The 26229-nt window shown below is 66.5% G+C and carries 25 protein-coding genes and 1 riboswitch; of the genes, 17 read left to right on the top strand and 8 right to left on the bottom strand.

Annotated features, from left to right (window positions below; all coding sequences use genetic code 11):
- Nucleotide 1: 1 nt before the first annotated feature.
- Nucleotides 2-757, bottom strand: a complete 756-nt coding sequence (locus tag ACZY08_RS24865) for an MmpS family transport accessory protein (protein WP_463747283.1) — start codon at nucleotides 755-757, stop codon at nucleotides 2-4.
- 104 nt (nucleotides 758-861) lie between these two features.
- Between ACZY08_RS24865 and ACZY08_RS24860 the strand changes: the two genes are divergently transcribed.
- Nucleotides 862-2739 carry an alpha/beta hydrolase family protein gene (locus ACZY08_RS24860; RefSeq protein ID WP_463747282.1) on the top strand — a complete coding sequence of 626 codons (1878 nt, stop codon included), beginning with the start codon at nucleotides 862-864 and terminating at the stop codon, nucleotides 2737-2739.
- Here the strand turns inward: ACZY08_RS24860 and ACZY08_RS24855 are convergent.
- Nucleotides 2736-3329, bottom strand: coding sequence for an SACE_7040 family transcriptional regulator (locus tag ACZY08_RS24855; RefSeq protein ID WP_463747281.1), 594 nt, complete (start codon nucleotides 3327-3329; stop codon nucleotides 2736-2738). The genes ACZY08_RS24860 and ACZY08_RS24855 overlap by 4 nt on opposite strands.
- A 70-nt stretch (nucleotides 3330-3399) precedes the next feature.
- On the opposite strand from ACZY08_RS24855, the gene ACZY08_RS24850 reads away from it, so the two are divergent.
- The 8 genes from ACZY08_RS24850 (at nucleotide 3400) to ACZY08_RS24815 (ending at nucleotide 13094) form a co-directional block, all read left to right on the top strand.
- Entirely contained in the window at nucleotides 3400-4953 is a 1554-nt protein-coding gene (locus ACZY08_RS24850) for a carboxyl transferase domain-containing protein (protein WP_463747498.1), read from the top strand.
- Between the two features lie 47 nt (nucleotides 4954-5000).
- Nucleotides 5001-6998, top strand: coding sequence for an acetyl/propionyl/methylcrotonyl-CoA carboxylase subunit alpha (locus tag ACZY08_RS24845; RefSeq protein ID WP_463747280.1), 1998 nt, complete (start codon nucleotides 5001-5003; stop codon nucleotides 6996-6998).
- Nucleotides 6995-8155, top strand: coding sequence for an acyl-CoA dehydrogenase family protein (locus tag ACZY08_RS24840; RefSeq protein ID WP_463747279.1), 1161 nt, complete (start codon nucleotides 6995-6997; stop codon nucleotides 8153-8155). The genes ACZY08_RS24845 and ACZY08_RS24840 overlap by 4 nt, the downstream gene beginning before the upstream one ends.
- The gene (locus ACZY08_RS24835) at nucleotides 8152-8652 is read left to right on the top strand and encodes a MaoC family dehydratase (RefSeq protein WP_463747278.1); all 501 of its coding nucleotides are present in this window, start codon (nucleotides 8152-8154) and stop codon (nucleotides 8650-8652) included. The genes ACZY08_RS24840 and ACZY08_RS24835 overlap by 4 nt, the downstream gene beginning before the upstream one ends.
- Nucleotides 8652-9464: an HpcH/HpaI aldolase/citrate lyase family protein gene (locus tag ACZY08_RS24830; protein ID WP_463747277.1), complete on the top strand. Its 813-nt coding sequence runs from the start codon at nucleotides 8652-8654 to the stop codon at nucleotides 9462-9464. The genes ACZY08_RS24835 and ACZY08_RS24830 overlap by 1 nt, the downstream gene beginning before the upstream one ends.
- Nucleotides 9465-9715: 251 nt before the next feature.
- Nucleotides 9716-10819: a pyruvate dehydrogenase (acetyl-transferring) E1 component subunit alpha gene (gene pdhA, locus ACZY08_RS24825; RefSeq protein ID WP_463747276.1), complete on the top strand. Its 1104-nt coding sequence runs from the start codon at nucleotides 9716-9718 to the stop codon at nucleotides 10817-10819.
- A gap of 83 nt (nucleotides 10820-10902) precedes the next feature.
- Nucleotides 10903-11910 (top strand): alpha-ketoacid dehydrogenase subunit beta, encoded by a 1008-nt coding sequence (locus ACZY08_RS24820; protein ID WP_463747497.1) that lies wholly within the window; start codon nucleotides 10903-10905, stop codon nucleotides 11908-11910.
- Nucleotides 11907-13094 carry a dihydrolipoamide acetyltransferase family protein gene (locus tag ACZY08_RS24815; protein ID WP_463747275.1) on the top strand — a complete coding sequence of 396 codons (1188 nt, stop codon included), beginning with the start codon at nucleotides 11907-11909 and terminating at the stop codon, nucleotides 13092-13094. Before ACZY08_RS24820 ends, ACZY08_RS24815 begins: the two co-directional genes overlap by 4 nt.
- A gap of 8 nt (nucleotides 13095-13102) precedes the next feature.
- On the opposite strand, the gene ACZY08_RS24810 is transcribed toward ACZY08_RS24815, so the two are convergent.
- On the bottom strand, nucleotides 13103-13855 hold the full coding sequence (locus ACZY08_RS24810) for an enoyl-CoA hydratase (RefSeq protein ID WP_463747274.1): 753 nt from the start codon (nucleotides 13853-13855) through the stop codon (nucleotides 13103-13105).
- A gap of 106 nt (nucleotides 13856-13961) precedes the next feature.
- Here ACZY08_RS24810 and ACZY08_RS24805 point away from each other — a divergent pair, with 106 nt between their 5' ends.
- Both ACZY08_RS24805 and ACZY08_RS24800 read left to right on the top strand, forming a co-directional pair.
- A complete protein-coding gene (locus tag ACZY08_RS24805) occupies nucleotides 13962-14507 on the top strand; it encodes a signal peptidase II (RefSeq protein WP_463747273.1) in 546 nt (181 codons plus the stop codon).
- Nucleotides 14494-14892 carry a hypothetical protein gene (locus ACZY08_RS24800; RefSeq protein ID WP_463747272.1) on the top strand — a complete coding sequence of 133 codons (399 nt, stop codon included), beginning with the start codon at nucleotides 14494-14496 and terminating at the stop codon, nucleotides 14890-14892. Before ACZY08_RS24805 ends, ACZY08_RS24800 begins: the two co-directional genes overlap by 14 nt.
- A gap of 72 nt (nucleotides 14893-14964) precedes the next feature.
- Here the strand turns inward: ACZY08_RS24800 and ACZY08_RS24795 are convergent, their stop codons facing one another.
- From ACZY08_RS24795 to ACZY08_RS24780, 4 genes are all read right to left on the bottom strand, one after another.
- Nucleotides 14965-15243, bottom strand: coding sequence for a hypothetical protein (locus tag ACZY08_RS24795; RefSeq protein ID WP_463747271.1), 279 nt, complete (start codon nucleotides 15241-15243; stop codon nucleotides 14965-14967).
- 251 nt (nucleotides 15244-15494) lie between these two features.
- Nucleotides 15495-16241, bottom strand: coding sequence for a hypothetical protein (locus ACZY08_RS24790; protein WP_463747270.1), 747 nt, complete (start codon nucleotides 16239-16241; stop codon nucleotides 15495-15497).
- A gap of 10 nt (nucleotides 16242-16251) precedes the next feature.
- A complete protein-coding gene (locus ACZY08_RS24785; protein ID WP_463747269.1) occupies nucleotides 16252-16938 on the bottom strand; it encodes an MspA family porin in 687 nt (228 codons plus the stop codon).
- 91 nt (nucleotides 16939-17029) lie between these two features.
- A complete protein-coding gene (locus tag ACZY08_RS24780; RefSeq protein ID WP_463747268.1) occupies nucleotides 17030-17722 on the bottom strand; it encodes an MspA family porin in 693 nt (230 codons plus the stop codon).
- Between the two features lie 491 nt (nucleotides 17723-18213).
- Between ACZY08_RS24780 and ACZY08_RS24775 the strand changes: the two genes are divergently transcribed.
- The 3 genes from ACZY08_RS24775 to metE all read left to right on the top strand — a co-directional run bounded on the left by ACZY08_RS24775 (nucleotide 18214) and on the right by metE (nucleotide 22150).
- Nucleotides 18214-18735, top strand: coding sequence for a hypothetical protein (locus ACZY08_RS24775; protein ID WP_463747267.1), 522 nt, complete (start codon nucleotides 18214-18216; stop codon nucleotides 18733-18735).
- 58 nt (nucleotides 18736-18793) lie between these two features.
- Nucleotides 18794-19468, top strand: a complete 675-nt coding sequence (locus tag ACZY08_RS24770) for a sensor domain-containing protein (protein ID WP_463747266.1) — start codon at nucleotides 18794-18796, stop codon at nucleotides 19466-19468.
- A 76-nt stretch (nucleotides 19469-19544) separates the two neighbouring features.
- Nucleotides 19545-19749, top strand: a riboswitch (cobalamin riboswitch).
- 127 nt (nucleotides 19750-19876) lie between these two features.
- Nucleotides 19877-22150 (top strand): 5-methyltetrahydropteroyltriglutamate--homocysteine S-methyltransferase, encoded by a 2274-nt coding sequence (gene metE, locus ACZY08_RS24765; RefSeq protein ID WP_463747265.1) that lies wholly within the window; start codon nucleotides 19877-19879, stop codon nucleotides 22148-22150.
- A 94-nt stretch (nucleotides 22151-22244) separates the two neighbouring features.
- Here the strand turns inward: metE and ACZY08_RS24760 are convergent, their stop codons facing one another.
- Nucleotides 22245-23054, bottom strand: a complete 810-nt coding sequence (locus ACZY08_RS24760; protein WP_463747264.1) for a class I SAM-dependent methyltransferase — start codon at nucleotides 23052-23054, stop codon at nucleotides 22245-22247.
- A gap of 191 nt (nucleotides 23055-23245) precedes the next feature.
- Here ACZY08_RS24760 and ACZY08_RS24755 point away from each other — a divergent pair, with 191 nt between their 5' ends.
- The 3 genes from ACZY08_RS24755 to ACZY08_RS24745 all read left to right on the top strand — a co-directional run bounded on the left by ACZY08_RS24755 (nucleotide 23246) and on the right by ACZY08_RS24745 (nucleotide 26223).
- A complete protein-coding gene (locus ACZY08_RS24755) occupies nucleotides 23246-24715 on the top strand; it encodes a PPE domain-containing protein (RefSeq protein ID WP_463747263.1) in 1470 nt (489 codons plus the stop codon).
- Nucleotides 24716-24796: 81 nt separating this feature from the next.
- Nucleotides 24797-25666 carry a (3R)-3-[(carboxymethyl)amino]fatty acid oxygenase/decarboxylase gene (scoE, locus tag ACZY08_RS24750; protein WP_463747262.1) on the top strand — a complete coding sequence of 290 codons (870 nt, stop codon included), beginning with the start codon at nucleotides 24797-24799 and terminating at the stop codon, nucleotides 25664-25666.
- Nucleotides 25667-25668: 2 nt separating this feature from the next.
- Nucleotides 25669-26223, top strand: coding sequence for an FcoT family thioesterase (locus tag ACZY08_RS24745; protein WP_463747261.1), 555 nt, complete (start codon nucleotides 25669-25671; stop codon nucleotides 26221-26223).
- The last annotated feature ends 6 nt before the right edge of the window (nucleotides 26224-26229 follow it).

Genomic DNA, 26229 nt, shown 5'->3' with positions numbered 1-26229 from the left:
CTCAGGCCGTACCGACGCAGATGGTGATCCCCGAGCCGGTGCGATGTTGGGTCTGTACGCCGTTGACGGTCACGGTGCAGGCCACCTCGGGGCCGAAGTTCACGACGCTCACGCTGGCGGTTTCCGTTGCCGGCTGAGCCAGTTCGACCTGCTTGCTCCACGGCAGCATGACGTTGAACTCGGTCTGGAGCATGTTGCCGGTGTCCAGGTAGGTGATGTTGATGGCCCGGCCCTCGCCGGTGACCTCGTAGGTGACGGATTCGGTGGGCCCAGGCGTGGTCTCACCGGGCGGCGCGGTGGTGGGCGGCGGCATCGGCCTCGGTGCGCGCGAGGTCGTGGTGGTGGGCTTCGGCGACGTGCTGAAGCTGGGCTGCGGCGTGATCGGTTGCGGCGCGACCACGGTCTCCTGGCTCGACCCGTTGGCGATCACCAACGCGATGACCAGGCCGAGGGCCACCAGCACCGCCACCGCGGCCAGGACCCACAGCCACAGCCGGGGCCCGTTGCCATCGGGTTCCGGCGGAATGGGTGCGCCCGGCGGATGCCAGGGTGCGCCTGCGTCGTACCCGTGGGGAGGGTAGGGCGGCAGCTGTTGGGTGGGATTCGGGGACGCCTGTGACGTCGAACCGGGCACGGCCGGGTACACGCCCTGATACGGCGGCTGGTTCGAGTACGCCGGATCCGGATAGTCCACGGGGTAGCCGCTACCGAAAGATTGGGTCGGTTCGGACCCGTCGCGGCGTGGTGAATCGGTCATGCCCACCTCATGGCTGCGAGGGTACCTGTGCGGATGCTCAGTCCGCTGCGGCCGAGGTCCCAGCGTTCGAGCGGGAGTGAGAGATGCTTCAGTGGACTGCGGAAGTGACGGGAGGACACGAGGTGGCCGCAGACCGGCATGTGCGGGTGAACTACGGGGCGTCGTTGTCACCGGATGCGACGGCCTTTGCCCACTTGGTCGACGATGGCGGCTATCCGCGCGCGGTGCAGCGCTTCCTGCGCGGATGGCGGGCCAGTTCCTCGCGCGACGTCGAGCTGCCCGTGGTGGGCCCAGTGACGAAGGTCATCCATTCCGCCGACGGCCATTGGCTGGCCTGCGAGGTGGCTCCCGAGGGCAGGACCCGCAGCCAGATCTGGGTGGTGACGACCGATCCCGACGACCGTGATGCGCGTCGGATCGACTATTGGCCGGGCGACGCGGAGGGCACCGCGGAACTGATCAGTTGGGACGGCACCCAGGTCGCGGCGATCCTCACCGGGGAGGACGGCGTCGGCAGCTCCTGTCTGATCGATCCGGCCACCGGGGAGACAGTTGTGCTCGACCGGCGCTCGGGCGGCCGGCTGGTGGACGCATGGGCGGGAGCCTCGCTCGTGCGGGTCGGCCCGCGGGGGTACCAGGAGCTCATCATGCTGTGGGGGCTCACCGAAATCGCGCTGCTGCCATCGGATCCCGGATCGGTCACCGATTTCGGGGTGATCCTCGACGATCACACCCCGCGCCGGCTCCGTAGCGGCTTCGAAGGCGAGACCACGCTGTACCACCCGGCCAGTACATACGGGCCCGGCAGCACCGAAGGCTTTGTGCGGGCATTGATCCGCAGTGACAACGGCGCGGCCCACGCCCGGCTCCTGGAGGTCACGGTCACCGCCGAGGGCGTGACCTATCACGTGGTCGCCGAGCGGGCCGGTTACGAGCTCGACGAGTTCGTGGTCAGTGACGATCTGTCCGCTGTCGCGTTGTTGTGGAACATCGACGGCCGCAGCGAGTTGCAGATCCTGGAGTATGCCGACGAGACGCTGTCCGTGCCGATTCCGCTGCCCGGCCCGGTCGCCGGCGAGCTGAGCATCAGCGCGGGCGGGTCCATGGTGGCGGTGACCGTGCAGGGGCCGTCACTGCCGCGCACCGTCGAACTCGTGGATCCGCGCTCGCTGGAGTGGGAGCGCATCGACCGGGAGCCGAGCCGCGGTCCGCTCACCTCGATGCCGACGCTGGAACGGATCACCGCGCGCGACGGTTTGGAGCTCACCGGGTGGCTGTACCGGCCGCCGGTCGAAGTGGTGGGCGCGGTGATGTTCCTGCACGGCGGGCCCGAGGGGCAGGCGCGGCCCGGATACAACGAGATCTTCCCGGCCCTGCTGGATGCGGGTTTCGCGGTGCTGACGCCGAATGTGCGTGGTTCGGGTGGATTCGGCCGGGCGTTCGTGCACGCCGACAACAAGGAGTTGCGGTTCGCCGCGATCGACGACGTCGCCGATTGTGCGAAGTATCTGGTCGACCGGGGCATTGCGCCGGCCGACCGGCTGGCTTGCACGGGCTGGTCGTACGGTGGCTACCTGACCCAGGCGGCGCTGGCTTTCCATCCGAAGCTGTTCGTGGCCGGCATCAGTATCTGCGGGATGAGCGACCTGAACAGCTTCTATCACACCACTGAGCCGTGGATCGCAGCGGCGTCCTATCCCGAATACGGTCATCCGGTGGCGGATCGTGATCTGCTGGAACAGCTTTCGCCGTTGCCGAAGGCAGATGCGGTGATCGCCCCGTTGCTGCTGGTGCACGGTGGAAACGACACCAACGTGCCGCCCGACGAATCGCGTCAGATGTACGAAGCGCTGGTGGCGCTCGGGCGCACCGTCGAACTGCTGATCTTCGACGATGACGGCCACGAGATCGTCAAACGGGAGAACCGCGCGGTGTTGGTCGATGCCGCGACCCGTTGGCTGTCCAAGGCGTTCGGTGCCTAGTCCGCGGTGAGCGCCGCCAGCGTCATCCGGCGCAGAAGAGCGCGTGAATGTGTTTTGGGGACAGCAGGTCTCACGCTGTAAGGCGTGGAGTTCAGCAGGCCGAATGCGGCGTGTGCCATCACGCGGGCGTCGTCTTCGGACAGATCGGGGTTGAGCTGGGTCAGGACCGCCACCCAGATCTCCACGTACTGCCGCTGAGAACGCCGCACCTGACGCCTGGCGGCGTCCGGCAGATGGGCCAGATCGCGGTCCTGGATGCGGATCAGGTCGGGTTCGCCGAAGACGAAGTCGAGGTGGAAGTCCACCAGGCCGTTCAGGGTGTCTGCGGGCGGGGCGTCCCGGGCGGCGACCTCCTGTGCGCCGGCGAGCAGGCGGGTACTGATCCCGACGAGCAGTTCGACCAGTAGCGCCTCCTTGTTGGGGAAGTGCCGATAGATGGCCGGTCCGGAGATCCCGACAGCCGAGCAGATGTCCTCCAGGCGCACGGCGAGGTAACCGCGTTCGGCCACAAGCCGTTCGGCGGCAGCGATCAGCTGGCTGCGGCGGTCGGACTTGGCCTGACTGCGACGGGTGACGGCGCTGTCGGACATGGCGTCTCCGGGGGTAGACAACTCAGTTAATGGAAACTAACCTACCATGAGTTAGTTGTCATTAACCGAAATGAGGGCTGCCTTGTCATCGCACCGCGACGACCATCTGGCGCTGGTTGGGCAGTTGCGCGCCAAGCTCGCCACCGCTGCCCTCGGCGGCCCCGAGCGGGCCCGTCAACGCCACGTCGACCGGGGTAAATTGCTGCCTCGCGACCGGGTCGACGGCCTGCTGGACCCGGGCAGTCCGTTCCTGGAGATCGCCGCACTGGCCGCCGACGGGATGTACGACGACGAATGTCCCGGCGCCGGGATGATCGCGGGCGTAGGTCGGGTCTCGGGCCGCGAATGTCTGATCATCGCCAACGACGCGACCGTCAAGGGCGGCACCTATTACCCGGTCACCGTCAAGAAGCATCTGCGCGCACAGGAGATCGCGTTGCAGAACAAGCTGCCGTGCATCTACCTCGTGGACTCCGGCGGGGCCTTCCTGCCGCGTCAGGACGAGGTGTTTCCCGACCGTGAGCACTTCGGCCGGATCTTCTACAACCAGGCCACGATGAGTGCGCAGGGGATTGCCCAGATCGCCGCGGTGCTCGGCTCGTGTACCGCCGGCGGGGCCTACGTTCCGGCGATGAGCGACGAGGCGGTCATCGTGCGCAACCAGGGCACGATCTTCCTGGGTGGCCCGCCGCTGGTGAAGGCTGCCACCGGTGAGGTCGTGACCGCCGAGGACCTCGGCGGCGGGGATCTGCATTCCAAGACCTCCGGCGTCACCGACCACCTGGCCCACGACGACCGTGACGCGCTGCGGATCGTGCGCAACATCGTCGCCACCCTGGGGCCGGCCGAAGCCCCGCCGTGGGCTGTGACGCCCACCGTGGACGCCGTCGCCGACCAGAGCGAGCTCTACGACGTGGTTCCGGTCGACGCCCGCGTCCCCTATGACGTGCACGAGGTGATCACCCGTATCGTCGACGGCGGCGAATTCAGCGAATTCAAGGCCGAGTACGGCACCACGCTGGTCACCGGGTTCGCCCGCATCCACGGCCACCCCGTCGGCATCGTCGCGAACAACGGTGTGCTGTTCGGCGAATCCGCGCTCAAGGGAGCACATTTCATCGAGCTGTGCGACAAACGCAAGACGCCGCTGTTGTTCCTGCAGAACATCGCCGGTTTCATGGTCGGCCGCGACTACGAGGCCTCGGGCATCGCCAAGCACGGCGCCAAAATGGTCACTGCGGTGGCCTGCGCCCGGGTGCCGAAGCTGACCGTGGTGATCGGCGGCTCCTATGGCGCGGGCAACTACTCGATGTGCGGTCGCGCGTATTCGCCGCGGTTCCTGTGGATGTGGCCCAACGCCCGCATCTCGGTGATGGGCGGCGAGCAGGCCGCCTCGGTGCTGGCCACCGTGCGCGGCGAGATGAGCGCCGAGGAGGAAGAACAGTTCAAGGCGCCGATCCGCGCCCAGTACGAGCACCAGGGCAACCCGTACTATTCGACCGCCCGGCTCTGGGATGACGGCGTGATCGATCCGGCGGATACCAGAACCGTGCTCGGACTTGCTCTTTCGGTTGTCGGCCAGGCTCCGCTGGAGCCGGTCTCCTACGGCGTATTCCGGATGTGATGATGAGCTCAACGATGTTCGACAGTCAGGGCGAGCGGAGCGACGGGATGTTCGATACAGTCCTCGTCGCCAACCGTGGCGAGATCGCGGTACGGGTCATCCGCACCCTGCGCGCCATGGGCATCCGGTCGGTCGCGATCTTCAGCGATGCCGACGCCGGCGCGCGTCATGTCGCAGAGGCGGACGTGGCGGTCCGTATCGGACCCGCCGCGGCCCGGCAGAGCTACCTCGATATCGGCGCAGTGGTCGCAGCCGCACAGCGCACCGGAGCGCAGGCCGTGCACCCGGGGTACGGATTCCTTTCCGAGAACGCAGAATTCGCCGCCGCGCTACAGGCCGCAGACATCGTGTTCATCGGCCCGCCGGCTACGGCAATCGCCACGATGGGCGACAAGATCGCGGCCAAGGCCGCGGTGTCGGCGTTCGGTGTCCCTGTCGTACCCGGCATCTCGCGTCCGGGTCTGACCGACGAGGACCTGATCGCGGGGGCGCCCGAGGTGGGTTTCCCGGTACTGGTCAAGCCGTCTGCGGGCGGCGGGGGGAAGGGCATGCGGGTGGTCGAGCAGGCCACTGATCTGCCTGCCGCACTGATGAGTGCGCGCCGCGAGGCCGCCTCCGCCTTCGGCGACGACACCCTGTTCCTGGAACGATTTGTGTTGCGGCCCCGCCATATCGAGGTGCAGGTGCTCGCCGACGGACATGGCAATGTGATCCACCTGGGCGAGCGGGAATGCAGCCTGCAGCGCCGGCACCAGAAGGTCATCGAGGAGGCGCCCTCGCCGCTGTTGGACCCGGCCACCCGGGCCCGCATCGGAGCGGCCGCGTGCGATACCGCGCGTAGTGTCGATTACACGGGTGCCGGCACGGTGGAGTTCATCGTGTCCGCCGATGCGCCCGACGAGTTCTTCTTCATGGAGATGAACACCCGGCTTCAGGTGGAACACCCGGTCACCGAGATGGTGACCGGTGTCGACCTGGTGGAACAACAGGTCCGCATCGCGGCCGGGGAGAAGCTCGCGATCGGCCAGGACGACATCGTCATGACCGGGCATGCGGTGGAGGCTCGGGTCTATGCCGAAGATCCCTCCAACGGCTTCCTGCCTACGGGCGGGCCCGTGCTCGGACTGCGTGAGCCCAATGGACCAGGTGTTCGGGTGGATTCCGGTCTGACTACGGGCACGGTCATCGGCAGCGACTACGACCCGATGTTGTCGAAGGTCATCGCCCACGGCGCCGACCGCGCGGCGGCGCTGCACAAGCTGGACCGGGCGCTGGCCGATACCGCGGTACTGGGCCTGACCACCAATACCGAGTTCCTGCGCTTCCTGCTGGCCGATCCCGATGTGGCCGCGGGACGGCTCGATACCGGCCTGTTGGACCGTCGGGCCCCGGATTTCACACCCCAGGCAATCGACGATGCGGAGTTGATCGCGGCGGCGGCCTACCAGTGGATCAGCAACTGGACGGAGGCTGGCGACGACCTCTGGGCCCGTCCGACGGGATGGCGGGTGGGGGAGCGTGCCCCGGCGGCCTTCCGGCTCCGGGCCGGCGACCGCACCGATCACGTCTACCTCACCGGCACTCCCGACCAGGCCACCGCGGCGGTGGAGAACGGTGAAACCCACACCGTCAGCGCGTCTTTCGTCGCGGATCGGTTCATCCTCACGCTCGACGGAATGCGTGCCGAGTACCTGGTCGCCACCCAGCTGAGCGGTGGGACCGGCCAACTCTGGCTCTCCGGTGCCGGGCGCAGTTACGTCGTCGAGGAGGTACGAGAGGCTCCGGTGCGGCCCGACGACGAGCACAGCGGCGACGCCGAACTGGTCAGCCCCATGCCGGGATCGATTGTCGCCGTGGGTGTTGCGAGCGGCGCCGAGGTGGCTGCCGGAACCATGGTGGTCACCGTGGAGGCGATGAAGATGGAGCATGCCCTGACGGCACCCACCGCCGGTGTGGCCGAACTACTTGTCGCCGTCGGCGACCAGGTCAAGGTGGGCCAGCCGTTGGCCCGGATTACCGCTGCAACACAGGAGAACGAGCAATGACGGACTTTCTGTCCACCGGCACTCTGCCGGATCACTACGCGGAACTGGCCAAGACCGTCCGCGACTTCGCCCAGAGCGTCGTCGCTCCGGTGGCCGCCAAACACGACGAAGAACACTCGTTCCCGTACGAGGTCGTCTCCGGCATGGCCGACATGGGATTGTTCGGCCTGCCGTTTCCCGAGGAATACGGCGGCATGGGCGGCGACTACTTCGCGCTGTGCCTGGCCCTGGAGGAACTCGGCAAGGTCGACCAGAGCGTGGCCATCACCCTGGAGGCCGGGGTTTCGCTGGGCGCCATGCCGATCTACCGCTTCGGAAACGACGCCCAGAAGCAGGAGTGGCTGCCGCTGCTGGCCAGCGGCAAGGCCCTCGGTGCCTTCGGGCTGACCGAGGCGGGCGGTGGCAGCGACGCCGGCGCCACCAAGACCACCGCCCGAACGGATGGATCAACTTGGATAATCAACGGCTCCAAGCAGTTCATCACCAACTCCGGTACCGACATCACCAAGCTCGTCACCGTCACCGCGGTCACCGGGGAGGCGGGCGGCAAGAAGGAGATCTCGTCGATCCTGGTGCCGGTTCCCACCGAGGGATTCACCGCCGAACCCGCCTACAACAAGGTCGGCTGGAATGCGTCGGACACCCACCCACTGAGCTTCGACGATGTGCGCGTACCCGCCGAGAACCTGCTCGGTGAGCGGGGACGCGGCTACGCCAACTTCCTGCGCATCCTCGACGAGGGCCGCATCGCCATCGCGGCGCTGTCGGTCGGTGTCGCGCAGGGCTGCGTGGACGAATGTGTCAAGTACGCCAAGGAGCGTCAGGCCTTCGGTGCGGCCATCGGCACCTATCAGGCCATCGCCTTCAAGATCGCCCGCATGGAGGCCCGCGCCCACACGGCCCGCGCCGCCTACTACGACGCGGCCGCGCTGATGCTGTCCGGCAAGCCCTTCAAGAAAGCCGCCTCGGTGGCCAAGCTGGTCTCCAGCGAGGCCGCGATGGACAACGCCCGCGATGCCACCCAGATCTTCGGCGGCTACGGATTCATGAACGAATACCCGGTGGCCCGTCACTACCGCGACAGCAAGATTCTCGAAATCGGCGAGGGGACAACGGAAGTGCAGCTGATGCTGATCGCGCGGGAGGCGGGCCTGTGAGAGGATCAGAACAGTCGGAGAAAGTTGTTGTGCAACGGGGGCTCTGGTTCGAGGAGTTCGAGATCGGGGTGCGCTACCTGCACCGCCCCGGCCGCACCATCACCGAGGCCGACAACGTGCTGTTCACCACGCTGACCATGAACACCCAGGCGCTGCACCTGGATGCGGCGTTCGCCGATGCTTTGCCGCCGTTCAACGCCCGCCTGGTCAACTCGATGTTCACCCTGTCGACGCTCGTCGGTCTGTCGGTGGCGCAGCTGACCCAGGGCACCATCGTCGGTAACCTCGGATTCTCCGACATCGCCTTCCCCAAACCGCTTTTCCACGGTGACACGCTGTACGCCGAAACCGAGATCACCGAGAAGCGGGTGTCGAAGAGCCGGCCGGGTGAGGGCATCGTGACGTTCGCCCACACCGGCCGCAATCAGCACGGCGACATCGTGGCGACGGCCTCGCGCAAGACGATGGTGCGGATGCGCCCGGAGGGGGAAGCCTGATGGCTTTACAGACAACCGGCCCGGGCTGGCTGTTCTGCCCGGCCGACCGCCCCGAGCGGTTCGAAAAGGCCGCGGCGGCAGCCGATGTGGTGATCCTCGACCTCGAGGACGGGTGCGCGGCCAAGGACCGTCCCGCGGCACGGCAGGCCCTGATCGACACCCCGCTCGATCCGGCCCGCACCGTGGTGCGGGTCAACCCGACCGACAGCGCAGATCATGAGCTGGACCTGAAGGCGGTCGCGGCCACCGACTACACCACCGTGATGCTGGCGAAGACCGAACATGCCGACCAGGTACGCGCGCTGGCGCCCCTGGCTGTCGTGGTGCTGATCGAAACGCCGCTGGCCGCACTGAACGTGGTGGAGCTGGCGCAGCCGGCTAACGCCTTCGCGGTGATGTGGGGAGCCGAGGATCTGTTCGCCGTCACCGGTGGCACCGCCAACCGCTGGCCCGACGGCACCTATCGCGACGTCGCTCAGCATGTGCGGTCACAGACCCTGCTGGCGGCCAAGGCCTACGGGAAGCTCGCGTTGGATTCGGTGTATCTCGACATCAAGGATCTCGACGGGTTGCGGGCGGAGTCCGACGACGCTGTCGCCGTCGGTTTCGACGCCAAAGTGGCGATCCACCCGACGCAGGTCGCGGTCATCCGGTCGGCCTATGCGCCGACCGATGAGCAGATCGCCTGGGCGCGCGCGGTGCTCGATCGGGTGGCAGGTGAACGTGGCGTATTCCAGCACGACGGCCTGATGGTCGACGCTCCGGTGCTGCGCCGTGCCGAACGGATCGTCGCCCTGGCTCCACGGGGCTGACCTGGTCCGCGGGCCGGCCGCATCCGACACGCCTCCATTCCGTTATCTGTGATGGCGGTAGCTGCCGCCGGTTCGGGCGCATAATGGCGATATGCCCCAGTGCTGCGACGGGCCGAGCGGATCGTCCGGCTAGCGCCATACCCAGGCACCTAGCCGGAGGCCTCTCACCAGGGGTTTTGCACGTACCGCCGCTGCCCTGAGCACCTCGTGGAATGGCGGCGCAACATGCCGTCACCAGAGAAGGAGGCGGTATGGCTGAGTCATTTGCAGGGCCGGCCCCGGCACATCTCAGTGTCGATCTCGAGCCGGTGTGCTTGGTGGACGCCGACGGGTCACCCACCACAGAGACTCGCTACAGCCGCGATCTGCCTCAGGAGACTCTGGCTTGGCTGTACGAGTCCATGGTGGTCACCCGTGATCTGGACACGGAGTTCATCAACCTGCAACGCCAGGGTGAGCTGGCGTTGTACGCGTCGTGTCGCGGCCAGGAGGCCGCGCAGATCGGGGCGACGGCCTGTCTGCGCAAGACCGACTGGCTGTTCCCGCAGTACCGGGAGATCGGCGCTTTCCTGCTGCGCGGGATCACCCCGGGTCAGATGGGTGCGGTGTGGCGGGGCAAATGGCACGGGGGCGTGGAGTTCGTCAGCCGTTGCGTCGCCCCGATCGCGATTCCGATCGGCACCCACGGGCTGCATGCGGTCGGCGCGGCGATGGCCGCCCAACGCCTCGGTGAGGATTCGGTGACCGTCGCCTTTCTCGGTGACGGCGCAACCAGCGAGGGCGACGCGCACGAAGCGCTCAATCTGGCATCGGTGTTCCACACGCCATGCGTGTTCTTCGTGCAGAACAATCAGTGGGCGATCTCCGTGCCGGTGAGCCGGCAACAGGCCGGCCCGTCGATCGCACATCGGGCGATCGGGTACGGCATGCCGGGGATCCGCGTCGACGGCAACGATGTGCTGGCCTGCTTTGCCGTGATGGCCGAGGCGGCCGAACGGGCGCGCCGCGGCGGCGGTCCCACGCTCATCGAGGCGGTCACCTACCGGATGGGTCCGCACACCACGTCCGACGATCCCACCCGCTATCGGTCGGCGAGCGAGCTCGACGACTGGCTGGCCCGCGATCCGATCGCGCGTTACCGCACCTACCTGCAGACTGTCGGCGTGCTCGACGACCGCCTGGACCAACGTGTGGCGGCGCGGTCACACCGGCTGTGCACCGAGCTCCGCGACACCATCGTCGGTGCCGCCGACGCCGATCCGGCCGAGCTGTTCGACTCCGTTTATGCCGAGATCACCCCGGATTTGGCACGCCAACGCGATCAGTTGTTGGCCGAACTGGCGAAGGAGGCGTGAGACCCATGACTCAGATCATCGATCGTCCTGCCGCTCAGGGTGATTCACCGGAACCGTGGGAGCCTGCCCTGACTCCGCTCAAGATGCCCCCGTCGGCGGGGTCCATGCCGGTGGCCGCCGAACTGACGATGGCCGCCGCGATCAACCGGGCGCTGCGCGACGCCATGGCGGCCGATGAGCATGTGCTGGTGTTCGGCGAGGACGTCGCCACCCTCGGCGGAGTCTTCCGGGTCACCGAGGGACTGGCCGAAACATTCGGTCCCGACCGGTGCTTCGACACTCCACTGGCCGAATCGGCGATCATCGGTGCCTCCATCGGCCTGGCCATCCGCGGTTTCATCCCGGTGCCGGAGATGCAGTTCGACGGATTCAGCTACCCGGCCTTCGACCAGATCGCCAGCCACCTGGCGAAGTACCACATGCGTACCCACGGCGATGTGAACATGCCGGTGACGGTGCGAATTCCGTCGTTCGGCGGCATCGGTGCAGTTGAGCATCACTCAGAGTCCACCGAGTCGTACTGGCTGCACACCGCCGGCCTGAAGGTGGTCGTGCCGTCCACCCCGTCGGATGCCTACTGGCTGCTGCGGTACGCGATCAGCAGCCCGGATCCGGTGATCTTCCTGGAGCCCAAGCGGCGCTACTGGTCCCGCGAACTCGTCGACACCAGCGCGCCGGCGCCGCCGATCGGCCGGGCCGCGGTGCGGCGCAACGGAACCGATGTCACGGTGATCACATATGGCGGGCTGGTGGGCACCGCGCTCAACGCCGCGGACCTGGCAGCCGATCGGGGCTGGAGCCTCGAGGTGGTGGATCTGCGCTCGCTCAACCCGCTCGACTTCGATACCGTCGCGGCCTCGGTGCAGTGCACCGGGCGCGCCGTGGTGATGCACGAGGGGCCTCGGACCTTGGGCTTCGGGTCCGAGCTCGCCGCCCGGATCTCCGAGGAGTGTTTCTACGACCTTGAGGCACCCGTGTTGCGCGCCACCGGGTTTGACACGCCGTACCCGCCGGCCCGGCTGGAGAAGGCGTGGCTGCCCGGCGTCGACCGGTTGCTTGACTGCGTCGAGCGTGCGCTGGAACAGCCGTGAACCGGGAGTTCCTGGTCCCTGATCTCGGCGAGGGGCTGCAGGACGCCACCATCACCAGTTGGAGTGTCGCGGTGGGCGATACGGTCGAGCTCAATCAGACGTTGTGCACCGTCGAGACCAACAAGGCCGAGGTGGAGATCCCCAGCCCGTTCGCCGGGCAGGTGCTCGAACTCGGCGGTGCAGCGGGGGATACCTTGACCGTCGGCTCGCTGCTGGTCCGGATCGAGGCCGGTGAGTCGGCCGCCGTACCCACCGATACCGCGAAAAATGGTGCGACACCACGCAAATCGGTACTGGTCGGGTACGGCGCCGACGACAGCATGGATGCCAGCAGACGCACGCCGGCGCCGGGTAGCTCCCGGGCCCGTGCCAAACCACCGGTGCGCAAGCTGGCGGCCGACCTGCACGTGGACCTCGACGCGCTCACCCCCGGGTCCGGGCCCGAGGGCATCGTCACCCGCGACGACGTCTTGGCCGCCGCGGGCAGTTCGGAGATTCTGGACGTCGGTGGGGTGCAGGCCGCCATGGCGCGGCGGATGTCTCTGTCACACAAGGAAATTCCCGATGCCCACGCCCGTGTAGACGTCGACTGCACTGCATTGTTGGAGCTGCGCGACCGAATCCGGATCGTCGATGCGGAGTTGCCCGTCACGCCGTTCGTCCTGACATTGCGGCTGCTGGTGCTGGCGCTGAGACGGCATCAGCTACTGAACTCCACGTGGCTGGAGACCACGGAAGGCGCTCAGATTCACCGGCATCCGGCCGTGCATCTGGGCTTCGGGGTGGCTGCACCGCGCGGCCTGCTGGTCCCCGTGGTCCGCGACGCGCAAGCGATGACGACCCGGCAGTTGGCCGGCACGGTGGCCGGCCTGGTGGAGCAGGCCAGAGCGGGAACGCTCAGCCCGGCCGAGCTGAGTGGATCGACATTCACCGTGTCGAACTTCGGCGCTCTCGGGCTGGACGACGGTGTGCCGGTGATCAACTATCCGGAGGCGGCGATTCTGGGCATGGGCTCGATCAAACCGCGCCCGGTCGTGGTGGACGGCGCGGTGGTGGCCCGCCCGACCATGTCGTTGACCTGTGTCTTCGACCACCGCGTCGTCGACGGTGCTCAGGCCGCCGCGTTCCTGGGCGACCTGCGCGCGCTGCTCGAAGCGCCCGAGCTGGCCGTGATCGACCTCTGAGGCGGAGGCTACTTGCGCTTGGCGGCAGCCAAACGCGCTGCGAATTCCGGGGACTCGATGGAGCGGGCCTGCGGACCGAGTTCGATGTCGACGGCGGCCCCATGTTGGTCGATGTCGACTGTCCCGGGATTGGTGGTTGCCCGCATCGAAGCTTTCGTGGCGATCACCACGTCGCGTGGAGCGCCGGCAGGGCCTGCGGCGAGTATGCGTGCAGCGCCCACCGGATCCTCGGCGATCGACAGCGCCAGCCCGTGGCGCACCGCGGATTCGGCGTCGAAGCGCATCCCGAACAACAGCGCTGCCCGGGCTACCTGCGGGCCGACGCCGCGCTGCAGCATCCAGGTGGCGCCGCCGCCGGGATGGATGCCCAGCTTCTGGAATCGTGGATCGAACAATGCCGCCGGGCCGGCGATACGCACATCGGCAGCCAGCGCGAGGTTCAGGCCCGCGCCCACCGCTGCGCCGTTGACCGCGGCGATCGTCGGCAGGGTGCAGTGCGCGACCGCCAGAAACCCGTCGTAGATCTTGCGCAGCCCGTCCTCGGTGGCTTCGCCGAGAGCGGTCAGATCGGCGCCGGCGCAGAACGCCTTGCCGGCGCCCGTGACGATGACCGCGTGCACGTCGGGGTTGGCCTCGGCGGCCTCGACCGCGGCGCGCAGGGCCGCCGACATCTCGAATGTCACCGCGTTGCGGCGATCGGGATCGTTGACGGTGATGACTGCGATGTGATCGTCGACGCTGACCAACACGGAATCCGACACCAGGTCACCCTAGCGCGCCCCTGCCGGGGGTGGTGACCACCGATGTTCATCGAAATGTCAGCCGTGTGGTCCGGCGGTCCGGTCGGTGCGAGCGGACAATGATTCGATGACGGCTGACATTGCCGGTATTTCTGGCGCCCGGTCGACGCAGCCGACGCGGCGCCGATTGCTGTTGCTGGCGGCCGGATCGATCTTTGCGGTCGACGTGGGGACCAAGACGCTGGCCGTGGGCCTGCTCGAACCCGGTCGCGCGGTGCCGTTGCTCGGCGACTGGTTGACGGTCGAGCTCACCCGCAATTCTGGTGCCGCGTTGTCGATGGCTGCCGACCGCACCGTGATGCTGACCATCGTGGTCCTTGCGGTTGCCGCGGTCATTGCCTGGATCGGCGTGAATGTCCGCTCACCGTGGTGGGCGCTGGGCCTCGGAACGATCCTCGGCGGTGCCGCGGGCAACCTCATCGACCGCTTCTTCCGAGCCCCAGGACCATTGCGCGGTCAGGTGATCGACTTCTTGGCAGTCGGCCCGATGCCGGTGTTCAACGTGGCGGACCTGGCTGTGTTGGCGGGCGTGGTGTGGCTGATCGCGTTGTCGCTGTCTGGTTTTCCGTTCAACGGTGCCGCCCGGACCTCGGGGTCGCATGCCGGACGTTGATCGAGACCACCGGGTCGGTTCAATCGAGGACCCGCCGAGTACGCCGTGGCACGAGACCCCCGCGGCGATGGTCGTTGCGGGCATCGGCGGCGTGGTGGCCGTCGGCGCGTTGGTTTTCGCGATCCTGATGACGTCGCACCACTCGGTACTGCCTCCTCAACCTGATCGACTCACCCCGGTGACACCCCTCAAGCCATCGTCGCGGTCGTTCACAACCAGCACGAGCACTTCGCCACGGACGCCGGTGAGCACCAGCGAAGACATCGGAACATCAAGCGCGCCAACGCCACCGCAGGAAGCTCCGGTGGAGACCACCACACCGGCGACCACGACCATGTCGAATCCCTACGCCACCACCTCGGCGCCCAATGCCGGGGCATTCTGAAGTAAGCCGACCGGATGGCCCGAGTCGAGGTTCAGCCGGATCCGGTTCCGGCCACCGTGACTGGCGGCAGAGTCACGAATTCGAGCTCTCGTCTGGGCATTGCACATCCACGTAGACCGTTACCGCTGACTTGGGCAAGGCCGGTATTCCCCGGTTCGGATTGTGGATCGCATTGACCCGGCATCTGTCCAGCGGCAATGTGCTGGTGCCGCCCACCCAGTTGATCGCGACGGTGTAGCCCTCGGCACTCAGGGCCGAGATGGTCTCGTCGGCCCGCTGACTGCCGGGAGTCGGGTCGGCCGCGGCCAACGGGATGCCCCCCATCCCAATGACGGGGATGAGCACGGCCATACCGGCGGCTTTCGAACATCGAGCATGAGTCAGCATCTCGATCCTCCCGGCGGTCGGATCTCATGCTGTCGCTCTCACCGGTAGCCCCGACCGTTGCCAGTCAGTGTATTCCCGATGTATGCAAAGTTAACGGAAAGTTACGAAAATTCGTCCAACTGGCGGCACCGGGCTCGAGTTCGGCTGACCGGGTGACGGGTGGGTCAGAAAGCAGACGGGCAGCGTCCGGCATAGCCGGACGCTGCCCGAATGTCTTACGGAGCAGGCGCTGGCGGAACCGGATCCGCCGGGGGGAGCGGTGTTCCCGGTGCCGGCGGGGGAGCTGCCGGGTCGGGGAGGTTCTCGCCGAGACCCTGCGGCATGTTGGTCCCGGGCGGCGGGGCGGTGCCCGGAAGTGGTTCACCCAGTTGCTCTTTGGGCATCTGGCCAAGCGCTGCGCCACGGAGGTTCCCGTTGCGGTACATCGTGTGCATCTGTCGCATCCAGTCGAGCCCGGAGATGTCCGCATTCTCCTGACCCGGTGCGACGCCCACCATGGTGCCCTGTCCGGGCGCCGCCGGCTCCTCGTTCTGCGGGAAGAAGTTTCCGTTGTTGAACGCCCGGAGGTTGGGCGCCTGGGTTGGTGGCGGCCCTCCCGGCGCCGACGGAGCTTCATACTGGCCCAGCAGCGCGCCGGGGCTCATGTCAACCCCGTTCGGGACGCCGAGTCTGCCGGGTGCCGTGTCGTTGCCGGTCTGGCCCAGAACCGACAGGCCGTTCGGCCCGAGCGGTGCCCCCATGATGGGTACCGTCGGTCCGGGCGGTGCCGGTTCAGGAGCCGGGGCGGCCACCGCGGGCGCACCTGGAACCTCCGGCGGTGCCGGGTCGGCGGCGGCGGTTGCCGAGCACGCAACCGCCGCGCCGACCACGAACAATCCGGCTGCGGCGAGGGTGGCCATCGCGTTCTTGACCGCGAATGTGCTGTCCGGGTTCTCGCTCATGCCTTCGTGTTTCGCTCTCACGTCCAGTCCGTCAGACTGCCTTGGTGACGCCGTAGTAAGCCACCACATCGTCGGTGTCGGTGGTGGAGCTGGTCAGCGTCGCGTACGAGCGCAGGAAGGACTGGCCCACGCAGCCGTCGATCTTGATGTGGACGTCCTTCACCGTGACGCGCACCGGTGCCGCCTTGAACGACTTCTTGTTCACCGAGACGTTGGTGACGGTGCCGGGCTTGGCGTGGATCTCGATGGTGCCCGACATCGGCATGCTGACACCGGTCGGAATGATGCCGGCCAGCGTCGAGCCCGATGTACTCAGGCCGATCGAACCGATGAGGCGGACCTGACCGAGTTCGATCCCGCAGCCGATCTGGTAGCCGGTGTCGAGTGTGCCGCCGTTCAGCGACGTCGACCCGCCGCCGGTGACGGTGCCGGTGAACGTGGCCGCGACGAGGTATTCGCGAGACGATGCGGCGGTGGTCAGCGGCGCCACGGGCAGCTGGCTCTCGTCTTTCGCCGAGACCGTGAGTTTCCAGCCGTCCGGGGTGGTGACGACGCCCGGCTCGGCGGAGGCGACGAGTCCGTTGTCCGGCGGTGGGCCGGCATCCACCGGTGCCGCGGGGTCCGGCGGCGGCGGTGGCGGGTCGGCGGACGCCAGCGGCGCCCACGCTACCGGGGCCAACAGGCAGACAGCAGCCAGGGTGGCGAAACGATTCAACATGCGGGAACTTGTGCCTCTCATGGGTTTCGAATCAGAGGGATCGACGTCGTGATCAGTGCGATACATGGTCGGTGTCGTCGCCGGGCCGCGGTCAGACGGCCTTGGTGACGCCGAGGTACGTGATGACGTCGTCGGTGTTGTCGGTGGAGCTGGTCAGGGTCGCGTAGGTGCGAATGAACGACTGCCCCGCGCACTGATCGAACTTGATCCGAACGCCCGTGATGGTCACGCGGGTACCCGTGCCCTTGAACGACTTCTTGTCGATCGGGACGATCGTGACCGTTCCCGGCTTCAGATACACCTTGCCCTGCAAGCTGATACCGGTGCCGCCGCCGACATCGCCCGCGGACCCGGTGAACGGAATCTTGAGGCTCGGGGTGAAGCTGAGACCGGGGTTGATCTCGGCCTCGTCGCTGATGATGCCGCAACCGATCTGAGCCCCGGCCTCAAGCGTGCCGCCGGTCAGTTTCGTCTTGCCACCGCCGGAGACCTTGCCGTTGAAGGTGCCACCGACGAGATACTCGCGTGACGAGATCGCGGTGGTCAGCGGTGCGACCGGCAGCAGGGTCTCGTTGGAGCCGACCACGGTCACGTGCCAGCCGTCCGGGGTGTCCAGGACGCCGGGAGGTGAGGACGGCACCGCGCCGGTGTCCGGTGGGGGTGGGGCAGGCGCGGCGGCAACCGCGGGGTCCGGCGGGGGCGGGGGATCCGCTGATGCAAGGGGCGCAATCGCTACAGGGGCCAACATGCAGACTGCAGCCAGGGGGGCAAAACGACTCAACATGCGTGAACTTGCGCCTCTCGTGGTTCTGGACCCAGTCCTTCTGCGACGCGCCGTGGTCGTCAGAAGCCAATGGGCCCAAGGAATCTGTCGCGACGAATCATTAACCGGTTGCGTTTCGATTCGGTGAACAACGCCCCAACAACTGCCGCCGCGTTTCCGTCCAGCTGAAGTTCTCGAACCTGTGAGGTTGCTGGGAAACGCCCTGCGCCGCAGCGCATTACATATATGAGGCATCGGCGACGGCGGCCGACGCACAATGGACGACCGCCAGGGGGAACGGGTTGGCCGGGTGTTCACCTTTTGGACATGTGAACCCTCGACCGTGTGGTGATCCGGGGGGACGGCAGATGCGTCGGTGAGACGCAGACGTCAACTGTGGCGCTCGGCGCCGAACTGCTATCCGACTGACGGAGGAATCGTTGAGGTGGTCTCAGGTGTACGAACGAGGGATTGCATCGCTGCTCATTGCCTTCAGCGTTGGGTTCGGCGCCATGCCCATGGCACTCGCCGAACCTGGTGACGAGGCCGGCACGCCGGGGCCGGCGGCGCCCGGGGTGCCCGAGCTACCTCCGGTGACGGCGGGTGCGCCGGTGGCAGGTCCGGTCCCGGTACCGGTTGCGAGCACGGATGACGCCGGCGTGCCTGCGGTTACGGCGTGCTCGACGTTTGCCGATGCTCTCGATTCGGCATCGACCTTCTACGGCGATTTCGCGGATTCCATCGAAGGTGTGGAGCGCCCCGACTATGGGGATCCGACCATCAGCACCACGAACACGAGTGGCCGGACGGCGCTGCGTGAAGCTGCCTCGTCGGCGATGAATGCCGCGGGCACGCCGGGGCTCTCGCCCGATATTGCCAACCCGATGCGGTCGTGGTCTTTCGGTGCCACGAAGCTGCTGCTGAAGATGGGCCTGCGGACCGGTGGTCAATCGCTCAACGACACGGCCACCCAGCTCAACACCGACGCCAACAACGCTCAGATGGCTTGCGCCGCCGCGGGCACGCACGCCTGACGGAAACTCAATCGTGTTGGAATGCGCGGTGCGCCGTGCCTTCAGTAAAGGAATGCCCGTGATCCGGCTTGTGATCTCGTTGGTTGCGCTCGTGCTCGTGGCAACCAGCTGTACCGGAAACGGTGACGAGGCCCAGGGGCCGCCGAGCGACGTACCCAGGTCGGCACTAGAGGGACTGCTGCTCAGCACTGAAGAGGTCAACACCCTGATGGGGACCGATGGGATGACGGCGCATCCCGCGGTCACCCAGATGAACGACCACCGCAACCTGCTGCCCAATCTGAATTGCCTGGGGGCGTGGCAGGTCGACGAGGCCGCCATCTACGGGGATCACTGGGCCGCGATGCGTCAGGTCTTGCTCAGGGCTCCGGACAACGACAACTGGGACAACCTGCTGGTGCAGTCGGTGGTGATCTTCCCGTCCGCGCAGGACGCCACCGACTTCCTCAATCAGTCGGCCGACCGCTGGTCCAAGTGCACCAACCACCACGTGAACATCACTCTCAACGGGGAACGGTTGCCCAAGTGGACGAGCGGCGATCTCACGAAGACCGAGTCCGAGCTCACGCTGCCGTTCACCCGCGTCGATGGGGATCAGACGCGCGACTGCCAGCGTGCGTTGGCCGTTGCCGCCAATCTCGTCATGGACATCCAGGCGTGCAAGCCGGACGGTTCATCCGTGACCCAGGCCGCTGATGTGGTGGACAAGATCAAGGCCGCGATGCCGCGCTGACCGGTGCCCGCCGGCGTGCTGCGGGTAGTCTCAGGCTCGCAGCTGGTTTGTCGGTGCCGGGGTGTTTGCGGTGCCGACATCGAGCGCCGCAGGCTGGTTCAGATGCGACGTGAGAGGGAACCCGGTGAGAATCCGGGACTGTCCCGCAGCGGTATGCAGGAACGACCGCCGTCATCAGCACTGGCACGCAGGGATCTGCAGCTGGGAAGCGACGGCCAGTAGGTGCACGGTCTCCGTGCGTGCCTGTGAGTCCGAAGACCTGCCAGCCGTACCGGGCGCGCCGCGCCCGGTGGTTCATCGCCTCGCGGAATAGGCAGTGGCCGAAGGCGGGTCACTCGTGGCGGGTGGCTGCGTTCGGTTCGACGTCTCTTGGCGGTGGCCATCCCCCGCACGCTGAAGGACGTCGTCATGAGCACAACCGCAACACCTTTCGTCGCCACGATTCTGGGGTCGCCCCGCATCGGTCCCAACCGGGAACTCAAGCGCGCCGTCGAGAAATACTGGGCCGGACGGATCGATCGCGATGAACTCGAGTCCGTCGCTGCCACGCTGCGCCGCGACACGTGGGCATCGCTGGTCGCGGCCGGGCTGGACTCGGTCCCGGTCAACACCTTCTCGTACTACGACCACGTGCTCGACACCGCAGTGCTGGTCGGTGCACTGCCGTCCCGGGTCCACGGCATCGCCAATGATCTCGAGCGCTATTTCGCTGCCGCGCGTGGAAACGACGACATCGCGCCACTGGAAATGACCAAGTGGTTCGACACCAACTACCACTACCTGGTGCCGGAGATCGGACCGGACACCAACTTCGCGCTCAACCCGGCGAAAGTGCTCGGCGAGCTGGAAGAAGCTGCAGCCCAGGGTGTCCCGGCTCGACCGGTGATCGTCGGCCCGATCACCTTCCTGGCGCTGGCCAAGGCGGTCGAGGGGGCCGACGCGCCGATCGGACGGTTGGACGTACTCGTCGATGTCTATGCCGAACTGCTGGGACTGCTGGCTGACCACGGAGTGGAGTGGGTCCAGTTCGACGAGCCCGTGTTGGTGACCGACATCCTGGACAACGCTGCCGAGCTTGCCGAGCAGACGTACTCGCGACTCGGTGCGCTGAACAAGCGGCCTTCGGTGTTCGTCGCGACCTACTTCGGCGAGCTGACGGACGCGCTGCCTGCCCTGGCCGGGACTCCGGTCGAGGCCATCGGTATCGATCTGGTGGCCGGCACTGCCGAGAGCTTGGCAGCGGTTCCAGAGCTGAAGGACAAGCTCCTCGTGGCCGGTGTGGTCGACGGCCGCAACATCTGGCGCACCGACTTGGCGGGGACGCTGGGAACCCTGGCCACGCTGCGGGAATCAGCCGCGGCGATCGCAGTTTCCACGGCGTGCTCGACGCTGCATGTGCCTTATACGCTTGACGCGGAGTCGGATATGGATGGGGCGCTGCGCAGTTGGCTGGCTTTCGGGTCCGAGAAGGTTGACGAGGTCGCGGCCCTGGCGCGCGGTCTCAGTGAGGGGCAGGACGCGATCGCGGCCGAAGTGGCCGCCTCCGACGCGGCCATCGCTTCACGCAAGTCCGATCCACGACTCGACAACGGAGAAGTCCGGGCGCGGATCTCGGCGATCGTCGCCTCGGGCTCCACACGCGGACCGGCCGACCAGCGTCGTGCTGTACAGCAGGACCGCCTGAAGCTGCCGTCCCTGCCGACCACCACGATCGGGTCCTACCCGCAGACCTCGGCCATTCGTATCGCCCGTGCGGACTTTCGATCCGGCAAGATCGATGCCGCCGAATACGAACGCCGGATGAAGTCGGAGATCGCCGATGTCATCGGATTGCAGGAGCAGCTGGGCCTCGACGTGCTGGTCCACGGTGAGCCCGAGCGCAACGACATGGTGCAGTACTTCGCCGAACAACTCGACGGGTTCTTCGCCACGCAGAATGGCTGGGTGCAGTCCTACGGCAGTCGGTGCGTGCGCCCGCCGATCCTCTACGGGGATGTGGCGCGACTCGAGCCCATGACCGTTGAGTGGATCACCTATGCCCAGTCGTTGACCGACAAGCCGGTCAAGGGCATGCTCACCGGCCCGGTCACCATCTTGGCTTGGTCCTTCGTCCGGGATGATCAACCATTGTCCGACACCGCTTTTCAGGTGGCCCTGGCCATCCGAGACGAGACCGTGGACCTGCAGTCGGCGGGCATCGCCATCATCCAGGTCGACGAGCCCGCGTTGCGCGAACTGCTCCCGCTGCGCACCAAGGACAAGGCGGCGTACCTACGCTGGGCCGTCGATGCGTTCCGGCTGTCCACCTCCGGCGTCACCGACTCCACGCAGATCCACACCCACCTCTGCTACTCGGAGTTCGGTGAGGTGATCGGGTCGATCGCCGACCTGGATGCCGACGTGACCTCCATCGAGGCGGCCCGGTCTCACATGGAGGTGCTCGCCGACCTCAATGCGGCCGGGTTCTCGAACAGCGTCGGTCCGGGTGTCTACGACATCCACTCACCCCGGGTGCCAGGCGTGGAGGAGATTGCCATATCTCTGCGTGAAGCACTCAAAGCGGTTCCTGCCGAACGACTCTGGGTCAACCCCGACTGTGGCTTGAAGACCCGCACCACTGATGAGGTTACTGCGGCGCTCAGGCACGTGGTCAGTGCTGCAGCGGAAGTTCGCGCGGGATAGCGGCGTTCAGGTCGCCGAGCGTGGGTCTCATGCGCGCGATGGGTTCGATCCCGTGCGCAAGACCCACGCTCGGTGCCGCCTACCCTTCCGGGTATCAGCCGAACTCGATGACGTTGGTTGGTGCGCGGAAACGTTCGAGTGTGCGCGATCGGTAGACGAGTGCCGCGGCGCGCGACAAGACCTTGCCCCGCCCTCCTGGCATCGCAAGCTCGTGTACCGCGAGAACTCCTGGTAGAGAACGGAGCTCGCCGTACCGGTCGGCGGTGAATGAGAATGGCATCGGCGGAGCGGTGTACTGCTTGCTGAGTCTGATGCCGCGTCTTTGCGAGTACCAGCTCAGAAAGCGGGGAACGCTGTCGAAGATCAGCTGTCCGCCCGGAAATCTGTTGGCGCAGATGGCAATGAGATCGAACACCGCATCGTGGTCGAGGTACTGGAACAGGCCCTCGGCAGTGATGAGCACACCGTTGGCGGTGTCCACCTGATCCATCCAGGAGTAGTCGAGGGCGGACTGCGCCAGGTGGCGGAGTCTGTCGGGTGACGGCAGCAATTCTTGACGCAGACGCACAATCGGATCCAGATCCACTGAAAGCCAGATCATCTCGCCATTGTCGAGACGCCAGAAGCTGGTTTGCAGTCCCTCGGCGAGCGCGACCACGGTGGCACGCGGGTGCGTCTGGAGATATCGGCGAGAAGCGTTGTCGAATGCCAGGGACCGCAGCGCGGTGGCTTGATGGGTGTGGCCGAAATGCTGATAGTCGTACCCGAGGCCATCCCGCAACGTGATCGCCATCGGGTCGTCGATGATGCCGTCGGGCCGGGCCGCCTCGGTAGCTCGCTGGTGCAGTGTCAGTAGCGCGGTCTCTGAGATCGCGGTCAGGTGACGAGCGTCGATGACTGGCATGCGCCGACCGTACCCGGCAACGCACAAGCAGCGGCACACGTGTCATGCCGTCGAGAGTCATTGCCCCGGTTGACCGGTCATTGCCGACATCTCGGGAACTTTCCGGCACTCCTGCCCGACTAGCTGAATTACGAGGCAACGCGTACCGGCCTGTGTGGCCGCAATCAACGCTCATGCGAGGAGGTGATGACGTGACCGCACCGCTCTGGTTTGCGGTGCCTCCGGAGGTGCATTCGGCGTTGTTGACTGCCGGACCGGGCCCCGGATCACTGATCGCGGCAGCTGCCGAGTGGCAGGGCTTGAGCGCGCAGTACAGTGCAGCGGCTGCCGAACTCACGCAGATCATGGCCGAAGTTCAGGCCGGGAGTTGGGAAGGTCCGAGCGCCGCAAGGTATGTGGCAGCCCACGGCCCTTACCTGACGTGGCTCGAGCAGGCCTCGGCCGACAGTGCGGTCACCGCCGCGCAGCATGAGACCGTCGCGGCCGCGTACAGCAGCGCCCTGGCGACCATGCCTACCCTGGCCGAGCTCGCTGCCAACCACGTCACCCAAGGCGTTCTGTTGGCCACCAACTTCTTCGGAATCAACACCATCCCCATCGCACTCAACGAAGCCGATTACGTGCGAATGTGGCTACAGGCCGCCGAAGTGATGATGATCTACGAAGCGGTGGCGGCGAGCGCGTACTCGGTGGTTCCGCCGACCCGGCCGGCTCCGTCGATCCTGGCGCCGGGCGGTCAAGGGCGAAGCGAGCAGCAGGATGCCTCCGGCACAACCTCGGGCAACCTGCAACTGAGCGACATCTGGAAACTGATTTCTGAGCTCATTTCGGGAGCCGGAAATCCCCAGCAGCTCCTCGAGACGTTCCAACAGTTTTTCGGGCAACTGGGATTCAACCCGGCCGAGACCGCCATACTCGCCGCAATCGCGCTGGTGCTCTACGACATGCTCTGGTACCCGTACTACGCCTCGTATTCGCTACTTCTCCTACCGTTCTTCGCGCCGGCGCTCAGTGCTCTCAGCGCGCTCAGCGCACTGGCGCTGCTGCAGAACCAGGTTCCAGCATCTGGGCTGATACCAGGACCCGCCGCGGTCCACGTGGGTCATCGCGCCGGCGGGTCAGCCGATATCGGCGTGCCACCGCCCCTGTCCACTGCCTCGACAGCAGTTCCGCAGACCGGTACGGGGTCAGGTGTGCCCACCCCGAGCAGTCCGGGCGCCGCGGGCGGGCCGCCAGGCCCATCCGTCGTCGGCTACGCCGTACCGGGTTTGGATCCGCCGGCGGTGGCCGCAGGGCCCAGGGTGGGCGCGAAATCACCTGATGGAATGGCAGATACCGTCACCGCCGTTGCGGCGGCCAGGGCAGCGGTCGTCGCGCGTAGCCGTCGAAAGCAGGCTGGGCGCAACCGAGACCGCGCCAGGAGCTACCGCTACGAATTTCTGGACGACCCCGACCCGGTGGAGCGCGCCGAGAGCGGCCGGCCCGCGTCACCGGCATCCAGTGAGCACGGGACAACCAGTCTCGGGTTCTCCGGGGTCGCTGCGGTCGCCACGAGTGCGCCCGCGGCGGGGATGGTCCAGTGCGCGTCCGACGGCGCCGGGGAATCCGTTCCCATGCTGCCCGCCACCTGGGCGGGCAGTTCGCCGGAGACCCGCGAATAGCGGGAACTTTCAACCGGTTTGATTCGACCAATCCGATAGTCGCACCACCGGCGCTGTGCAGTGCCGAACGAGGGAGAAGAGTTGACGCTGAATGTGTTGGGGGAGGGGCTCGGGGCGCAAGTCACGGGAATCGACCCCAAGAACCTCGGTGACGTCACCAGGGACGAGATCCGCGAGATCGTCTACCAGAACAAGCTGGTGATTCTGAAGGATGTCCATCCGACTCCTGAGGAATTCCTTCGACTGGGCCGCATCGTCGGTGATGTCGTCACGTATTACGAGCCGATCTATCACCACAAAGACCACCCAGAGATCTTCGTCTCCTCGACGGAGGAGGGGCACGGAGTACCCAGGACCGGTGCGTTCTGGCACATCGACTACATGTTCATGCCCGAGCCATTCGCTTTCTCGATGGTGGTGCCACTTGCGGTGCCCGGGAGTGACCGCGGGACTTACTTCATCGACCTCAACAAGGTGTGGGAGTCCCTTCCCGACGCTGTGCGCGACCCGGTGCGTGGCACGTTCGCGACTCATGATCCGCGGCGCCACATCAAGATTCGCCCGCACGATGTGTACAAGCCGATCGGCGAGGTGTGGGACGAGATCTCCGGCACCACGCCTCCGATCGCCTGGCCGACGGTGATCAGACACCCGCAGACCGGGCAGGAGATTCTCTACATCTGCGCGTCGGGCACCACGAAGATCGAGGACGGGAACGGGCGTGTCTTGGATCCCACCGTGCTGCAGGAACTCATGACTGCCACCGGACAACTCGATCCGGATTTCACCTCGCCGTTCATCCATGCCCAGCACTACGAGGTCGGCGATGTCGTGTTGTGGGACAACCGGGTTCTGATGCACCGGGCAAAACACGGCACGACACCAGGCACTGTGACGACACATCGGCTGACCATGCTGGACGGCCTCACAACACCGGGATATGGGGTATGAGCATGAGCACCGCCGAAACACTGTCTGTGGTCACGAGTGGGTACGACATCGCCCGCATGACGCCGATCCCCGAAGATCTGCTGGTGAAGGTGCTGGAGCCGTACTCCTACAAGGGGTGCCGCTATCTTCTCGACGCGGAATACGAGGCTACCGAGAGCTCGGTATCCGCCGTCGGGAACTTCAGCATCAAAGAGCCCGCATACATTCGGGATACCGGCCACTTCAACGCCGCCGAGTGGGTGCTGTGCTTCAACCAACTCGCCTACAGTGCATTCGCACCGGCCATCCTCAACGAGGTGATACCCGAATTCCGGGGTTGGTCGATCGAGGACTACTTCAACTACCAACTCCCCAGCATGTTGATCAAGACGACCAAATCGCGGTTCAAGCGTCCGATCAAGTCGCAGAGATTCTCGGCGCGGTTGCTGTGCAAGGACTTCGAGGTTGTCGACCGAACGATTCGCTATCTCAAGATTCCGTGCACGGTCGAATTCTGGGATGAGGACGGCGGCGCCGCATCCGGCGAAGTCGAACTGGCAGCCCTCAACATCCCCTGATTCCCG

Source organism: Mycobacterium sp. IDUB_9 (assembly GCF_055419505.1).
The sequence above is the reverse complement of the archived record's forward strand: the minus strand, read 5'-3'. Positions and strand labels throughout refer to the sequence as shown.

What these genes read in the sequence shown, in the direction of transcription:
- ACZY08_RS24865 (WP_463747283.1), bottom strand. Translation starts at nt 757, where the DNA reads ATGACCGATTCACCACGCCGCGACGGGTCCGAACCGACCCAATCTTTC.
- ACZY08_RS24855 (WP_463747281.1), bottom strand. Translation starts at nt 3,329, where the DNA reads ATGTCCGACAGCGCCGTCACCCGTCGCAGTCAGGCCAAGTCCGACCGC.
- ACZY08_RS24850 (WP_463747498.1), top strand. Translation starts at nt 3,400, where the DNA reads ATGAGGGCTGCCTTGTCATCGCACCGCGACGACCATCTGGCGCTGGTT.
- ACZY08_RS24845 (WP_463747280.1), top strand. Translation starts at nt 5,001, where the DNA reads ATGTTCGATACAGTCCTCGTCGCCAACCGTGGCGAGATCGCGGTACGG.
- ACZY08_RS24840 (WP_463747279.1), top strand. Translation starts at nt 6,995, where the DNA reads ATGACGGACTTTCTGTCCACCGGCACTCTGCCGGATCACTACGCGGAA.
- ACZY08_RS24830 (WP_463747277.1), top strand. Translation starts at nt 8,652, where the DNA reads ATGGCTTTACAGACAACCGGCCCGGGCTGGCTGTTCTGCCCGGCCGAC.
- pdhA (WP_463747276.1), top strand. Translation starts at nt 9,716, where the DNA reads ATGGCTGAGTCATTTGCAGGGCCGGCCCCGGCACATCTCAGTGTCGAT.
- ACZY08_RS24820 (WP_463747497.1), top strand. Translation starts at nt 10,903, where the DNA reads ATGCCCCCGTCGGCGGGGTCCATGCCGGTGGCCGCCGAACTGACGATG.
- ACZY08_RS24805 (WP_463747273.1), top strand. Translation starts at nt 13,962, where the DNA reads ATGACGGCTGACATTGCCGGTATTTCTGGCGCCCGGTCGACGCAGCCG.
- ACZY08_RS24800 (WP_463747272.1), top strand. Translation starts at nt 14,494, where the DNA reads ATGCCGGACGTTGATCGAGACCACCGGGTCGGTTCAATCGAGGACCCG.
- ACZY08_RS24795 (WP_463747271.1), bottom strand. Translation starts at nt 15,243, where the DNA reads ATGGCCGTGCTCATCCCCGTCATTGGGATGGGGGGCATCCCGTTGGCC.
- ACZY08_RS24785 (WP_463747269.1), bottom strand. Translation starts at nt 16,938, where the DNA reads ATGTTGAATCGTTTCGCCACCCTGGCTGCTGTCTGCCTGTTGGCCCCG.
- ACZY08_RS24780 (WP_463747268.1), bottom strand. Translation starts at nt 17,722, where the DNA reads ATGTTGAGTCGTTTTGCCCCCCTGGCTGCAGTCTGCATGTTGGCCCCT.
- ACZY08_RS24775 (WP_463747267.1), top strand. Translation starts at nt 18,214, where the DNA reads ATGCCCATGGCACTCGCCGAACCTGGTGACGAGGCCGGCACGCCGGGG.
- metE (WP_463747265.1), top strand. Translation starts at nt 19,877, where the DNA reads ATGAGCACAACCGCAACACCTTTCGTCGCCACGATTCTGGGGTCGCCC.
- ACZY08_RS24760 (WP_463747264.1), bottom strand. Translation starts at nt 23,054, where the DNA reads ATGCCAGTCATCGACGCTCGTCACCTGACCGCGATCTCAGAGACCGCG.
- ACZY08_RS24745 (WP_463747261.1), top strand. Translation starts at nt 25,669, where the DNA reads ATGAGCACCGCCGAAACACTGTCTGTGGTCACGAGTGGGTACGACATC.